Origin of the sequence: Ferrimonas futtsuensis DSM 18154 (assembly GCF_000422645.1) — a bacterium.
GTDB lineage: Bacteria > Pseudomonadota > Gammaproteobacteria > Enterobacterales > Shewanellaceae > Ferrimonas > Ferrimonas futtsuensis.
Genome location: NZ_AUGL01000020.1, coordinates 25,710 through 39,384 on the forward strand (window position 1 = coordinate 25,710; position 13,675 = coordinate 39,384).

Consider the following 13,675-nt stretch of genomic DNA (forward strand, 5'->3'; position numbering starts at 1 on the left):
TTCAAACGCTAACTCGAACCCTGGTGAACTCAGACAGTTGACCACAGTGCCGCTGCGGGCTCAAGAAATTCAGTCATCCTTTCTCTCGTACTCACCCTCGATGGTGGTGTTACCCCCACCGTCGCGATTGTCCTGACGGCCAAAAGTGCGCTGCTCTGTGAAAGGAGATGGCTGCTCGTCAAACGACTCCCGCGGCTCATCGAATGGGCGCTGCTGGTGAAACTGGGTGTGGAAGCCAAACCCCTGTTGTCCAGTGGCCATGTGCACCTGGGCACGGCTCATCAGCCAGGTGGCCAGCTTGCGGCGGGTGAACGGCGTCAGCACCAACAGGCCAAACAGGTCGGTGACAAAGCCTGGGGTGACCAGCAAAACGCCGGCCACCGCCAGCAGCATCGCTTCCATGATCTGAGTGCCGGGCATCTCACCCCGGGCCATGCGGTTGCGCACCTCCATCATGGTGCTCAGCCCCTGGCTGCGAACCAGAGAGGCACCCAAAGCCGCAGTGAGCAACACCAGGCCTATGGTGGGCCAGGTGCCCAGGGTTGTGCCGACCTGAACCAGGACGGAGATCTCGATGATCGGCATCACCGCGAAGAGTAAAAAGAGATAGAAAACCACACCTGCCTCACAAATTCTGTCTGGTTAAGAAACTCAAATGGGGGTGACCCGGTCTATTTTCAAGTCAGCCTTCATGGGCTGTTACATTTATCGATGCAGCGCCGGGATGGATCCAGTAAAGTAGCGGTCTCAATCGATACAGGCGGGTGTTGCCCGCAAGGGTTCGCCGACGGGCGATTCACCCCCGACGGAAATGATTGGAACAACACACAGACAATGATGAAAAGACTTTTTGCCCTGGCCCTGATGCTCACCTTGAGCAGCACAGCCTTCGCCCAGTTCTCCTTTCTTAATCAGGAGCCTGAAGTTCTCCCGGTAGATCAGGCGTACCTGTTTAACTTCTATCAGCAGGACAACAAGCTGGAGCTGACCTGGGAGATGCCCGAACAGGGGTACTACCTCTACCAGGAGAGATTCACGGTCAAGATCGAGGGCAACGCCAAGGTTGGCGACTTTGTCTATCCCGAAGCCACCTCCCACTTCGACGATTTCTTTGGTGAGCAGCCGGTCTACTTCGATCGGGTCACCCTGGCTCTGCCGATTCTGGAAGCCGAAGACAATACCGAACTGACCATCACCTACCAGGGATGTCTGGACAAGGTACTGTGCTATCCGCCCACCCGCCAGAAAGTACTGCTCTCCGCCGTGGCCGCCAACGACGGCCTGATTGCGCCCCCTGCAGCCCCGGCCACTACCGGTCACGCACCGGCCACAGAGCAGGACAGTCTGGCCGCCCTGCTCTCCGACGGCCATCTGGGTCTGGTGATCCTGACCTTCTTCGGCCTGGGGATTCTGCTGGCCTTTACGCCCTGCGTCTTCCCCATGTACCCCATTCTTACCGGCATCATCGCTGGCCAGGGAGAGAAACTCTCCACCGGTCGGGCCTTTGCCCTCTCCATGACCTATGTGCAGGGCATGGCGATCACCTACTCGGCCCTGGGACTGGTGGTGGCGTCTGCTGGCCTGAAGTATCAGGCCGCCCTGCAGCACCCCGCCATCCTGATCGGGTTGGCCATCCTGTTCCTGGTGCTCTCCCTCTCCATGTTTGGGGTGTACAACCTGCAGCTGCCGGACTCCTGGCAGAACAAGCTGAATCAGGCGTCCAACTCCCAGAAGGGCGGTTCCTTCACCGGCGTGCTGGTGATGGGTCTGATCTCCGGCCTGGTGGCCTCCCCCTGCACCACCGCCCCTCTGTCCGGCGCCCTCATCTACGTGGCCCAGAGCGGTGACCTGATGCTCGGTGGCCTGGCCCTGTACGCCCTGTCCATGGGTATGGGTGCCCCGCTGCTGCTTCTCGGGACCTCGGGTGGCAAACTGCTCCCCAGAGCCGGGGCCTGGATGGAGATCATCAAACACGTCTTCGGCTTCCTGCTGATCGCCGTCTCCATTGTGATGCTCACCCGCATCTGGAGCGGGCTGGTGGCAGACCTGATGTGGAGCCTGTGGGCTCTGGCCCTGGTGACCTATCTGCTGAAAGAGAATCGCAACACCCGCCAGGGCATCGGCCAGACCGCCCGCTACCTGATGTTGGGCGCCCTGATGATGGGTAGCCTGGGTTATGGTGGTTTCAGCGTGGGCTACGCCCTTTACAGCGATAAGATCGCCGGGACGGACGCCGGCAGCGCCCATCACGAGGTGGAGTTCATCCGGGTGAAGAGCCTGGTGGATGTGGAGCGTGAAGTGGCCAAAGCCGCTGCGGCAGGCAAGCCGGTGATGCTGGATCTGTATGCCGACTGGTGCGTGGCCTGTAAGGAGTTCGAGGTTAAGACCTTCCCCAAACCCGAAGTGATAAAACGCACCGACCAGATGGTGCTGCTGCAAGCGGACATGACCGCCAATGACGACCTGGATATCGAAATCCAGGAGCATTATCAGGTGCTGGGTCTGCCCACCATCCTGTTCTTCGATCGTCAGGGTACTGAGCTGAGCCGTCAACGGGTTACCGGCTTTATGAACGCCACCCGATTCGCCTCACACCTGGACGGGGTACTGTAGTTACCCTAACCACACCAGCGCCTGGGCCAACAGCCCGGCGCTGGTGATCAGCGCCAGCCCCATCCAAAGGTAGCTCCATCTCAATTTCAGCATCACGCCCTCCCTCTGTTGGTCTGCAGATTGCCACCCTCCCCCATAAGGGAAGCGCGTACAGCGTTCTCTGATACCTCTGACCGAGGACCGGGTTAAAAGTGTCGTAAGAGTTTGTAAAGGTTTTGCTAACGCCCACTTCAAAGGCGATCTCTCTGGCAATGGAGAAAGGGGTCCAATCGAAGCGGGAAGCCACAGCACCCAGCAGGTGCGGAGTTGTTGGGGTCGGCAACAATGGCCTGACGGCGTCAGTCAGGCCAGATTCTCCGGCTGTATGATCAACGACAGGATAAATCTCAAGGTGCGGGTGCAATCTGGCGCCCTGAGCAGCTCCTGGGTGTCCTGTTCCAGCAGGGGCAGAATCTCCAGCCAGCGCTGACCGACCCAACACGCATCCTCCAGCTGACATTCACCATAAAGCTCACCCAACTCGGGCCTGACTTCAAACAGACGCTCCAGGGCTTCGCCCAGCAGTTCAAATCTGGCGGGCATGGGCAGAGAGGGCCAGTTGTTCATCACCAGCCCCTGCCCCATCCACACCCCATCGGCCTCGGCCCAGGCTTCGGACACCTTGAATCGGCGACAGCCTTCGACGATCAGGCTCAGGCAACCATCTTCCAGCTGATGAAAATCGATGATATTGACCACGGCTGCGATGGGGTAACAGGGCAGTTCATCGTCCTCCCGCTGGACACAAACCACCAGAGGCAACTGCTTGTGATAGTGCTCGGCCACCACCCGGTGTTGACCAGGGGTCACCATGCGAAGCTCTTTGCGCCCCTGCGGCAGCACCGGGCTGTCGATGGGCAGCAGGGCGACGGTCATTCTGTGCATACACCCTCCCAGCCGGAGTTGTCACCCGTCTCGACTGAGGTTTGCATATGCTGCGATCACCTCCGAATCTGCGGGCTTTCCACTAGTTTAGACCCAGATTCGGCGGTGGGGGTTCATTTGTTGGTCAGGCGGCCAGAGCCTCAGTCTGGGCCCTGCGTTGCTCCACTCTCTTCCACACCTTGTCGTGGAAGTAGAAGGCAACGGTGTTCACCAGAGGCTCAATCACCGCCACGGCGCCGCCTATGGCCCAGCTGCCGGTCAGCAGATACACCACAAAGAAGGCGATGGAAAAATGCATGATGGCAAAAGTCAGAGTCTTCAACATTGGGGTATCTCCACATTGGATTTCATTTAATGATAATAGTTATCGTTTGCAATGAAAGCCAATAATTACGAATACCCTAATCGATCGACTCTATATCCAGCGGGCGCTCCCCCTTCACCATCGCCTCGAAAGCCTGGGCCAGCTGCTCACCGGCCTCGGTGACCTGATGCCAGCGCTGCTGGCGCTCGTCGGTAGGCAGAGACTTGAAATCATTGCGATCCGGAATCTTCATGCCAGGCAGACTCGCAACAAACTCCTCAGAAGGTACCAGCATTACCACCCGCTCGAAGTTGCCTCCGGCCCGGCGTCCCTTGAGTGATTTATCGAACCAGCCCGGCAGCGCGTAAGGGTGGAAGTGGGGATAGAGCACCAGGCCACCCCGGCGCAATACCGGCAGATCCAGGTGGTAATCGGTGATGCCTCCGTCCATATAGCGCCCAGCAGCGGCCCCGTCGATGTCCAGCTCCCCGGGCGAAAGCAAAGGAATGCTGCCGGTGGCCAGCAACACCGCCTCCATATTCTCTTCGGTCAGCGCAGCGTGATGAGTCGTCAGTTCACCGGGTTCATAAAAGCCCTGATGATTGGCGGAAAACAGCCAGCGCTCCCATTGATGCTGTATCAACGGCCTGCCTAACAGGTTGAGCCCCGCCGTCAACGCCAGGCTGGCCCCTTGCAGCAAGGGACGGCGGGTACGCTGCCCCTTCCAGCGACAGGCGATAAGATTCAGCACTCTGTTGGGCTGGCTGAGCAGCGCCTGATACCCCTGCTCACCGACGAGGGCGCGCATGATGGTCAGACAGTTATTTCTCACCACCTCTTCCGTGGGACGAGTCTCGTACACCTGGCCTATGTAGGCATGTTGCAGGCGCCGATGAGCCTGATCCGCATCGGGATGGCACAGGGCGGCGCAGCGCCACCCACCGGAAGAGGTCCCCAGCAGTTGCATCTTCTGCTGACGTGGAACCCAGCGGGTCATCAACGCCCGGTCCAGGGCCGCCATGGGCAGCCACTTGGGACCCCCTGATGCGGCAATAAAGCGATCAAACAACGCGGAATCCCAACCGTACTCAGTGAGTTGCCGCCGGGCTTCGGCTCCGGCCAATATGCGAAGTGGAGTCAATATTCTGTTCCTGTCGACCCTGGCGCGGGCCTCGTCAGCCAGTCTCATAGGGCATAGAAAATATCAGAAGTTGTTAAAATTTAGAACAATGTGGCCTTTTCCACCCTCCGGTAACCGGCCAGCACCAGACTCCCAGCTCCTTCAGCGATCCTGTTCTGACTCAGGGCAGCAATTTAGATGTTTTCACCTCCAGGCCCGCCGCGGCACCGAACAAAGTCGGGCAGGAGTTCACTTCCCGGTAACAAAATGGTAAAACGTGATCTATGTCGCATTCGGGCCCACACAACAACCACAAGGCCCGGTTCCGGCCTGGCAGGACAGCCACCGGAGAGCGACACGGGGCGCCCCGGCTGTCACGGGGCACCACTCGCGCAGTAATGAAGGAAGGAGTATCTGTATGCGCTTACGCTCTCTGGCCACCCTGGCCGCCACTCTGCTACTGACCGCCACCGCATCCGCCAGCACACTGCAACTGCCCAAGGGCTTCTACGCCACCAACGTAAACGGTCAACAGGTGTCCGCCTTTGATTCGACCCTGGATCTGGGGCAAGGCAAACAAGTTGTCACCCTGAGGTATGCCAACCCCTATCGGGTCCATCCTGAGCACCACGAAATGGTTGTTTCCGGCCCCATCTATGTGGTCTTCGACGCCAATGCCGATGCCAACTACCAGCTCAGCGCCGATCTGCCCATGGCCCTGAACCAGGCCAAATCTTACGCCCGCAACCCCAAGTTCGATCTGGAGTCCGCTGGCCAGGCTGTCGTCCACAAGGCCTACCTGGGCCAGGGCGCCGTGGCCAGGCTGCTGGCCGATTGACCTTCACAGGGCGGCCCAGCCGGGCCGCCTGACAGCGGGATTCAATTCTGTTGTGACGCAGTACCGAGAGTGCGAGGCTGGTATACTCTCTCTTTTGTTTGCGGTAGTTCGCCATGCTGACCCTGTCCAATCGTCTCACCATTCCCGCCTCCGAACTGGAGTTTCAGGCGATCCGCGCCTCGGGACCAGGCGGACAGAATGTCAATAAGGTGTCCACCGCCATCCAGCTGATCTTCGATTATCGCCGATCGCCGACCCTTCCTGACCACTATAAGGAGGGGCTGGACAGGCTCTCCCACCCCAACATCACGCCCGGGGGCAAGATTCTCATTAAGGCGCAGCAGTTTCGCAGCCAGGAGATGAACCGCCAGGATGCCCTGGATCGCCTCCAGGCTCTGCTGAAGAAAGCCGCATTTCGCCCCAAAACCCGCCACGCCACCAAACCCACCAAGGCCAGCGTTCGCCGCCGACTGGACGGCAAAAGCCGCCAGAGTCAGCGCAAGCAGCTGAGACGCTCTCCGCCAAAAGATTAACCCAAAGCGGTGTTTGACCTTTTTTCAGATTGACCGGCAATCCTCCTTCATCCAGAAGGGCCCATTGCCGCCATTAACACTGTGGGCAACACACGTGATTAGACCAGTAAAATGCTGCCATTTTCGTTGATGTAGTTATAATGGCTATCACTGGAATTCAAGGGTGTGAAACTGTGGCGAATTTTGGTGTCTAACGATTTACACTGAATATGCACACACGTTCGCAGAGGATAGGCGCAAAATGTCGAAGCAAAAGCGGATCTTGCTGGTCAATGGCCCCAACCTGAACATGCTGGGCCGGCGCGAGCCAGGCCATTACGGCAAGAGAACCCTGGATGAGATCGTCACTGGTCTGACCAAACTCACCGAAGATCATCAGGTTAGCCTTAGCCATATCCAGAGCAACTCCGAAGCTGAACTGATCGATGCCATCCACGCCAGCGACGTGGATTTCATCATCATCAATCCCGCCGCTTTTACCCACACCAGTGTGGCCTTGCGGGACGCCATTCTGTCGGTTTCCACCCCCTTTATTGAAGTACATCTGTCAAATGTCCACGCCCGGGAGCCTTTCAGGCACCACTCCTATTTTTCCGACGTAGCGGTAGGAGTTGTTTGCGGTCTGGGCGAGGACGGATACCAATTTGCACTGCAAAGTGCGGTTAATTACTTGAATCGTGCGGACGAGTACGAGCGCAGCTGAATAAGAGAACCACTATGGATATTCGCAAAATCAAGAAACTGATCGAACTGGTACAGGAATCCGGCATCGCCGAGCTGGAGATCGCCGAAGGGGAAGAGTCCGTACGCATCAGCCGCACCGGCAATGCGCCCGTGGCCGCGTCCTACACCGTGGCAGAGGCCCCGATGGCCGTGGCTCCTGCCCCTATGGCTGCGCCTGCAGCGCCTGCGGTCGCGCCTGCTGCCGAGGCTGCACCAGCCTTTTCCGGTCACGCGGTGAAATCCCCCATGGTAGGCACCTTCTACCGCTCCCCAAGCCCAGCAGCCAAGCCCTTCGTTGAAGTGGGCGACACCGTCGCTGTGGGTGACACCCTGTGCATCATCGAAGCCATGAAGATGATGAACCAGATCGAAGCCGACAAGGCCGGTGTGGTTAAACAGATTCTGGTGGAAAACGGCGACTCCATTGAGTTTGACGAGCCGCTGTTCATCATCGAGTAAGGAAGTCACTATGCTGGACAAAGTGGTCATTGCGAACCGCGGAGAGATCGCCCTGCGAATTCTGCGCGCCTGTCGCGAACTGGGTATCAAAACGGTGGCGGTGCACTCCACCGCCGACCGGGACCTGAAGCACGTGCTGCTGGCCGATGAGACCATCTGCATCGGCAAGGCCCCGGCCACCGAAAGTTACCTGAATATCCCTGCCCTCATCTCGGCAGCCGAGGTGAGCGACGCCGTTGCCATCCACCCCGGGTACGGCTTCCTGGCTGAAAACGCCGACTTCGCCGAGCAGGTGGAGAAGAGCGGCTACATCTTTATTGGTCCCTCCCCTGAGGTGATCCGCCTGATGGGCGACAAGGTGTCCGCCATTACCGCCATGAAGAAAGCGGGCGTTCCCTGTGTACCCGGCTCAGACGGCCCTCTGGGCGATGATCCCAAGGCCAACACCCAGATTGCCAAGCGCATCGGTTACCCGGTGATCATCAAGGCATCCGGTGGCGGCGGTGGCCGCGGCATGCGCGTGGTACGCTCCGAGTCTGAGCTGCTGAAGTCCATCGAACTGACCCAGGCAGAAGCCGGGGCAGCCTTTGGCAACCCCATGGTTTACATGGAGAAGTTCCTGGAGAACCCGCGCCACATCGAGGTTCAGGTTCTGGCAGACGGTCAGGGCAATGCCATCCACCTGGCGGAGCGTGACTGCTCGATGCAGCGCCGCCACCAAAAAGTGGTCGAGGAAGCCCCGGCACCCGGCATCACCGAAGAGATGCGCAAGTTCATCGGTGAACGTTGTGCCCGCGCCTGTATCGACATCAACTACCGCGGTGCCGGTACCTTCGAGTTCCTGTATGAGAACGGCGAGTTCTACTTCATCGAGATGAACACCCGTATCCAGGTAGAGCATCCAGTGACCGAGATGGTGACCGGTGTGGATCTCATCAAGGAGCAGCTGCGTATCGCCGCTGGTCAGCCGCTGTCCATCACCCAGGAGCAGGTGCAGGTGCGTGGCCACGCCATCGAGTGCCGCATCAACGCCGAGGATCCGGATACCTTCATCCCCTCCCCCGGCAACATCGATCGCTTCCACCCACCGGGTGGCATGGGGATCCGCTGGGACTCCCACATCTATGCCGGCTACAAGGTTCCGCCTCACTACGACTCCATGATCGGCAAGCTGATCACTTTCGGTGAGAACCGGGACATCGCCATCGCCCGCATGAAGAACGCCCTGCGCGAGCTGGTGGTTGGTGGCATCAAGACCAACGTTCCTCTGCAGCAGAGGATCATGGCGGATGAGAACTTCCAGAACGGTGGCACCAACATCCACTACCTGGAGAAAAAGCTGGACGCCTCCTCCAAATAAGTGGCCACGGCTCAATAAAAAAGAGGACCTCAGGGTCCTCTTTTTTGTGCCTTGGTGCCGGGCTAGATCTTAAACTGGCCCACCAGCTGTCGCAGTTGCTGGCCGGAGAGGCCAAGCCGCTCAGAGACCCGGGCCGACTGTTCGCTGGTATGCACCAGCTCGCCGACGATGTCACGAATGGCCACCATGTTGCGGTTGATCTCCTCGGTTACCGAGCTCTGCTGGGTGGCCGCGGTGGCGATCTGACTGGTCATGTCGTTGATCTCATTGACCGCACCGGATACCGCATTGAGACTGGTGGTGATCTCCGACGAGGAGCCCACGGTATTCTCGCAATTTTGCTGGCTGTTGCTCATGGTGTCCACCGCCTTGGAGACCGACTGATGCAGCTCATCCAGCATCTCTTTGATCTCCAGGGTGCTGGTCTGAGTGCGACTGGCCAGCTGACGCACCTCATCCGCCACCACGGCAAAGCCCCGCCCCTGGTCTCCGGCTCTTGCCGCCTCGATGGCCGCATTCAGTGCCAGCAGGTTGGTCTGATCGGCAATGTCGCCGATGACCCCCAGTACGCTGTGGATCTTGGTGGACTGCTCGTTGAGGCGGTCGATGTGCTGGGACGCCAGGTCCACCTCGTCCACCAGGGCGTTGATGGAGGACACCGAGTGTCCCACCTTGTCCTGGGCTATGCCGGCGTCATCGGCGGCGGCCTGAGTGGCATCGGCCATCTGGTTGGCGTTGCCCGCGATCTCCGCCGCAGCCATGCTCATCTCGGTGACCGCGGTGACCACCTGCTCGGTTTCATCGTCGTGGACCGACAACTGACGGCTGATGGTGGCGGTCTGGTCGTTAATGCTGTCTACGGCCATCCCCACCTGCTCCGTGGCCTCAGCCACCTCACTCATGGTCTGTTGCAGCTTGGAGGTGAAGCGGTTGAACGCCTCACCCAGTTGGGCAATCTCATCCTGCCCCTTCACATCAAGACGCTTGGTCAGATCACCCTCACCCTGGGCAATCTCCTGCAAGCTGACCAGCATGGCGTTCACCGGCGCCACGGTGCGCCGGGACACATACAAAATGGCCAGCACTGCCAGAATCAGGATGCCCAGGGCCAACGCCGAGGTGGTCAGAGTCTCTTTGTCGGACATCGCCTGGGCGTCGCCTCTGAAGGCGGCCACGGCGGCGTCGATCTCGTCGACGTAGACACCGGTACCCAACAGCCAGCCATACTCGTTCAGAGGTTCAACATAGCTGATCTTCTCCACCAGCCCGGTGGCACCCGGCTTCTGATAAAAGTAGGATGCGGTGCCGCCGCCTGCCTTGGCCGCCTTCACCAGCTCCGCAATAAAGGAGGTACCCTTGGGATCCTTCAGGTACAGCTGATTCTGCTCCTTGGTCTGGGGCTTAAGACCGTGGAACTGCACCGTGCCTTCCAGGTTGTAGACAAAGAAGTAACCGCCGTCCCCGAAGGTCACCTTGCTCAGGGTCTCCTCCACCACCTGCAGAGGCGACCTGTCCGGCTGGGCCTGAATCTGGTTGCGCACCGACGCCAGGGCGATGGTCACCGCATCTTTCACCTGCTTCATCTTTTGCGCCCGCAGATCCTGGGTAAAGGTGTCTACCTGCTGATCCAGCGTCTGATTCTTAAAATAGATGGAGCCGGAAAACACCACCACCAGGGTCAACACCAAAGGCACCAGGGCAAGCATCAGCATCTTGCCCATCAATCCAAGTCGACTCATTCAACCTCTCCTGACTCGAAAAATGAGAATCCCAAAACAGCAGTCCCGAACTGCGGCCATCCTGTGACCGGCATCACTCTTCTTGGTAGCACGAACGCAATTCACATCTCAATTGCGATTTCAGCCGAGAAAGGTGCATCAGCGCACTTTAGATGATGAGTCGAGGCTGGAAAGCTGGTGGCAAGAGGGGAAATAAGCCACGGAAACGAAATTTTTTCGTTTTTTATCAGTCCATTACTCCGCCCAATGAGTTAGCGCAGGCTAATTTATTGATTTCTTATGCAAATTCATCTAATTGAACGATTGCATTGGGGGTAAATGACACTTTAGTCGGAAGAGGGCAGCGGGCCACCGGATGGGGGCCCGCCAGCTGAAGAGGTTAGGCAGACGCAGGCGTCAGAGACTCGACCTCCTCAACCTCACCTTCGGAATGGGCAATCACCGTGGTCGCCACCAGGTCTCCGGACACATTCACCACGGTACGGGCCATGTCCAGCACCCGGTCGATGCCCGCCACCAGGGCCACGCCTTCCAGCGGCAGTCCGACCGAGGTCAGTACCAGAGTCAGCATTACCAGGCCGGCACCGGGCACACCGGCGGTGCCTATGGACGCCAGGGTCGCGGTGGCAATGATGGTCAGGTACTGCACCAGCGTCAGATCCACGCCAAACAATTGCGCCACAAACAGGGCACACACCCCCTGGTACAAGGCGGTGCCATCCATGTTAATCGTGGTTCCCAGGGGCAGGACAAAACTGGAGATACTCTTGTTGATCCCCAGCTTGCGGGCACACTTCATCGACGCAGGCAGGGTCCCCGCGGAACTGGACATGGTGTAGGCCACCGCCATCGCCTCGGAGATCGCCCGGAAGAAGCGTAAGGGGTTCACCTTGGCCACAATGGCCAGCAGCACACTGTAGAAACCGAAGATGTGCAGCAGACACCCCAGGTAGACCGCCAGAATCACCTTGAGCAGGGGCAGCAGTACATCGATGCCATATTTGCCGGACACCCAGGCCATCAGGGCGAACACACCATAAGGCGCCAGCGCCATCACCATGTCGGTCAGCTTGTACATCGCTTCCGCCAGGGATTCAAACAGCTGTACCGCCGGCTTGCCGCGCTCGCCGATGAGCACCAGGGCGATACCCAGGGCCACCGCAAAAACGATCACCTGCAGGATTTTGCCTTTGGCCAGGGCTTCAATGGGGTTGGTGGGCACCATGTTGACCAGAGTTTGCACCAGGCTGGGGGCTTGGCTGACCTGGGTGGTTCGGGCCACCTCCTGAGTCATCTCGACACCGGCTCCGGGCTGAAACAGGCTGCCCAGCAACAAGCCGATGGAGATGGCGATGGCGGTGGTGCCCAGGTAGAACAGGAAAGATTTCAGTCCCACCCGGCCCATCTTCTGAGTGTCCTGCATGGAGGTCACCCCGACGATGAGAGAGCAGAACACCAGAGGCACAATCAGCATCTTGATGGTGTTCACGAACAGGGAGCCGATAAATTTAAGATGAACGGCACTCTCACCGAGAGAGATGCCGGTAAGAATCCCTGCCAGCATGCCAGCCAGGATCTGAGCCCATAACGGCAGGGCACGCCACTTGCCCCAGCACCGTGCCAGGGGATTGGATTTTGTAGACATAGGAGACCTATGGAGTTGTTGGGTAACAGAGAGGGTTTTGCAGAGAGAAATTGTACCCTGAGGCCCCCCTGGGCCCGCGCAGAATCTCCCTCAAAAGTGATCCCGGGCGCAGAGAAAAATGGGGTACTGATCCGGATCAGCCTGCCATAAACAGCCGGGAAACAAACTCCTTACCCCTCCACAGCCAAGGGCACACACCGGAGTCACAACCCCCTCATTTCCTTCAACCAGATTTGTTGCACAGCCGCATTTAACCCGCTAGACTCGCCGCGGAATATTCAGTTATTTCAATAATTTTAAATAAAAAGCGCCGCGCTAAACCATGGAAAAGGAAGCGTTTGGGACCGAAAGGAGTCGATAACAATGCCGCAACCTATGCTCTGACCTTTCCTCCAGACCTTCCCAGCTTAGCCGCCGCCTTAATTTTTCTATATCCAGAGATGACGTCATGAACACCATCAGATTACTGCTTACTATGCTGGCTGTAGCCACCCTGACCGGCTGTGTCAGCCCCATGTCCCTGGAGGAGCAATCCCCCTCCCCGGAATACCAATCGAATAACAAAGTCCTTATCGCGGTCCACGACCAGCGTACCCGAGTATCCGAAGGTAAACCTGAAACCTTCATCGGCGTCGCCCATGGCACCTTCGGCATCCCTTTCGATTGGCATGTAAACCCGGTGCTGGCAACCGAAAAGGGGGACAGCAAGCGTACCCTGGCTCAGTTCCTTGAGCATCGCCTGGTCAACGGTCTACAGCAAAAGGGCTGGGATGTAGAAGGGCTGAACCTAAAGCAGGCGTTTACTGGCGAAAATGCCAAGACCGTGCTCACCGAAAAGCAGGCGGGTAAGCTGCTGGTACTCAACCTGAATGAGTGGTATTTCAGCGTTAACCTAAACTGGGTCTCCGCGTTCAATTTCGATACGGACACTCTGGTCCAGGTCTATGAACTGCAACAGGGCAAGTTGCTCGAAAAGCAGATAGGAGGCAGAGATGTGGTGGAAGAGAAATCGGATGAATCTCCCCAAAACAACATTCTTCGCGCCTATCGCGACCAGTTGATTGAAATTCTGACTGATCCTGAAGTGCAGCAGTCTCTCAGCAACATATAGTTGTCCATGGTCGGGGCCTAAGGCCCCGACCGTCCCCCCACACCCACTAGGGGCGCCAGATGCTGCTGGTCCGGGAGCTTCTCTCCCTCAGGCTCTGGTGATACGCCGTGGAGTACCCCATCAGCGACAGGCCCTCCCCCAGACCGCACTGACAGCAACTTCCGGACGTACACTCCAGATAGGCCCAGACGAAGCTCCAGGCGCCGGCCGTCAGCAGGGTCAGGGTAAAGTGCAGGCTGTGGTCCACATAGGCCCATTCATGACGGGTCTGAGTGTGACACCAGCCACAGAAGCTCTTATACACGG

At 58.4% G+C, this 13,675-nt stretch carries 14 protein-coding genes; 7 read left to right on the forward strand and 7 right to left on the reverse strand.

Annotation, left to right across the window (positions count from 1 at the left end; genetic code table 11):
• Window positions 1-69: 69 nt before the first annotated feature.
• Window positions 70-618 (reverse strand): FxsA family protein, encoded by a 549-nt coding sequence (locus tag G505_RS0113505; RefSeq protein WP_028110041.1) that lies wholly within the window; start codon window positions 616-618, stop codon window positions 70-72.
• A 219-nt stretch (window positions 619-837) separates the two neighbouring features.
• On the opposite strand from G505_RS0113505, the gene G505_RS0113510 reads away from it, so the two are divergent.
• Entirely contained in the window at window positions 838-2,613 is a 1,776-nt protein-coding gene (locus tag G505_RS0113510) for a protein-disulfide reductase DsbD (protein WP_028110042.1), read from the forward strand.
• A gap of 342 nt (window positions 2,614-2,955) precedes the next feature.
• Here the strand turns inward: G505_RS0113510 and G505_RS0113520 are convergent, their stop codons facing one another.
• The 3 genes from G505_RS0113520 to G505_RS0113530 form a co-directional block, all read right to left on the reverse strand.
• Complete coding sequence (locus G505_RS0113520) at window positions 2,956-3,537, reverse strand: LON peptidase substrate-binding domain-containing protein (protein ID WP_028110043.1); 582 nt, start codon at window positions 3,535-3,537, stop codon at window positions 2,956-2,958.
• 124 nt (window positions 3,538-3,661) lie between these two features.
• Complete coding sequence (locus tag G505_RS0113525; protein ID WP_028110044.1) at window positions 3,662-3,862, reverse strand: DUF2061 domain-containing protein; 201 nt, start codon at window positions 3,860-3,862, stop codon at window positions 3,662-3,664.
• A 76-nt stretch (window positions 3,863-3,938) separates the two neighbouring features.
• Window positions 3,939-4,982 carry a hypothetical protein gene (locus G505_RS0113530; RefSeq protein WP_028110045.1) on the reverse strand — a complete coding sequence of 348 codons (1,044 nt, stop codon included), beginning with the start codon at window positions 4,980-4,982 and terminating at the stop codon, window positions 3,939-3,941.
• Between the two features lie 397 nt (window positions 4,983-5,379).
• On the opposite strand from G505_RS0113530, the gene G505_RS0113535 reads away from it, so the two are divergent.
• From G505_RS0113535 to accC, 5 genes are all read left to right on the forward strand, one after another.
• Entirely contained in the window at window positions 5,380-5,799 is a 420-nt protein-coding gene (locus tag G505_RS0113535) for a DUF2057 family protein (protein ID WP_028110046.1), read from the forward strand.
• Between the two features lie 113 nt (window positions 5,800-5,912).
• Complete coding sequence (arfB, locus tag G505_RS0113540; RefSeq protein ID WP_028110047.1) at window positions 5,913-6,332, forward strand: alternative ribosome rescue aminoacyl-tRNA hydrolase ArfB; 420 nt, start codon at window positions 5,913-5,915, stop codon at window positions 6,330-6,332.
• Between the two features lie 241 nt (window positions 6,333-6,573).
• On the forward strand, window positions 6,574-7,035 hold the full coding sequence (gene aroQ / locus G505_RS0113545; RefSeq protein ID WP_028110048.1) for a type II 3-dehydroquinate dehydratase: 462 nt from the start codon (window positions 6,574-6,576) through the stop codon (window positions 7,033-7,035).
• Between the two features lie 14 nt (window positions 7,036-7,049).
• Window positions 7,050-7,514, forward strand: coding sequence for an acetyl-CoA carboxylase biotin carboxyl carrier protein (gene accB, locus G505_RS0113550; RefSeq protein ID WP_028110049.1), 465 nt, complete (start codon window positions 7,050-7,052; stop codon window positions 7,512-7,514).
• Between the two features lie 10 nt (window positions 7,515-7,524).
• A complete protein-coding gene (gene accC / locus G505_RS0113555; RefSeq protein WP_028110050.1) occupies window positions 7,525-8,874 on the forward strand; it encodes an acetyl-CoA carboxylase biotin carboxylase subunit in 1,350 nt (449 codons plus the stop codon).
• 62 nt (window positions 8,875-8,936) lie between these two features.
• On the opposite strand, the gene G505_RS0113560 is transcribed toward accC, so the two are convergent.
• Entirely contained in the window at window positions 8,937-10,613 is a 1,677-nt protein-coding gene (locus tag G505_RS0113560; RefSeq protein WP_028110051.1) for a methyl-accepting chemotaxis protein, read from the reverse strand.
• Between the two features lie 379 nt (window positions 10,614-10,992).
• Window positions 10,993-12,258 carry a dicarboxylate/amino acid:cation symporter gene (locus tag G505_RS21560; protein ID WP_035385411.1) on the reverse strand — a complete coding sequence of 422 codons (1,266 nt, stop codon included), beginning with the start codon at window positions 12,256-12,258 and terminating at the stop codon, window positions 10,993-10,995.
• A 448-nt stretch (window positions 12,259-12,706) separates the two neighbouring features.
• On the opposite strand from G505_RS21560, the gene G505_RS0113570 reads away from it, so the two are divergent.
• Complete coding sequence (locus G505_RS0113570; RefSeq protein WP_035385412.1) at window positions 12,707-13,369, forward strand: hypothetical protein; 663 nt, start codon at window positions 12,707-12,709, stop codon at window positions 13,367-13,369.
• Window positions 13,370-13,415: 46 nt separating this feature from the next.
• Here G505_RS0113570 and G505_RS0113575 read toward each other — a convergent pair whose 3' ends face one another.
• Window positions 13,416-13,673, reverse strand: a complete 258-nt coding sequence (locus G505_RS0113575; protein WP_028110053.1) for a hypothetical protein — start codon at window positions 13,671-13,673, stop codon at window positions 13,416-13,418.
• Between the last annotated feature and the right edge of the window lie 2 nt (window positions 13,674-13,675).

Coding starts and splice junctions, on each gene's coding strand:
- G505_RS0113510 (WP_028110042.1), top strand. CDS start 838: ATGAAAAGACTTTTTGCCCTGGCCCTGATGCTCACCTTGAGCAGCACA.
- G505_RS0113520 (WP_028110043.1), bottom strand. CDS start 3,537: ATGCACAGAATGACCGTCGCCCTGCTGCCCATCGACAGCCCGGTGCTG.
- G505_RS0113525 (WP_028110044.1), bottom strand. CDS start 3,862: ATGTTGAAGACTCTGACTTTTGCCATCATGCATTTTTCCATCGCCTTC.
- G505_RS0113535 (WP_028110046.1), top strand. CDS start 5,380: ATGCGCTTACGCTCTCTGGCCACCCTGGCCGCCACTCTGCTACTGACC.
- arfB (WP_028110047.1), top strand. CDS start 5,913: ATGCTGACCCTGTCCAATCGTCTCACCATTCCCGCCTCCGAACTGGAG.
- aroQ (WP_028110048.1), top strand. CDS start 6,574: ATGTCGAAGCAAAAGCGGATCTTGCTGGTCAATGGCCCCAACCTGAAC.
- accB (WP_028110049.1), top strand. CDS start 7,050: ATGGATATTCGCAAAATCAAGAAACTGATCGAACTGGTACAGGAATCC.
- accC (WP_028110050.1), top strand. CDS start 7,525: ATGCTGGACAAAGTGGTCATTGCGAACCGCGGAGAGATCGCCCTGCGA.
- G505_RS0113560 (WP_028110051.1), bottom strand. CDS start 10,613: ATGAGTCGACTTGGATTGATGGGCAAGATGCTGATGCTTGCCCTGGTG.
- G505_RS21560 (WP_035385411.1), bottom strand. CDS start 12,258: ATGTCTACAAAATCCAATCCCCTGGCACGGTGCTGGGGCAAGTGGCGT.
- G505_RS0113570 (WP_035385412.1), top strand. CDS start 12,707: ATGAACACCATCAGATTACTGCTTACTATGCTGGCTGTAGCCACCCTG.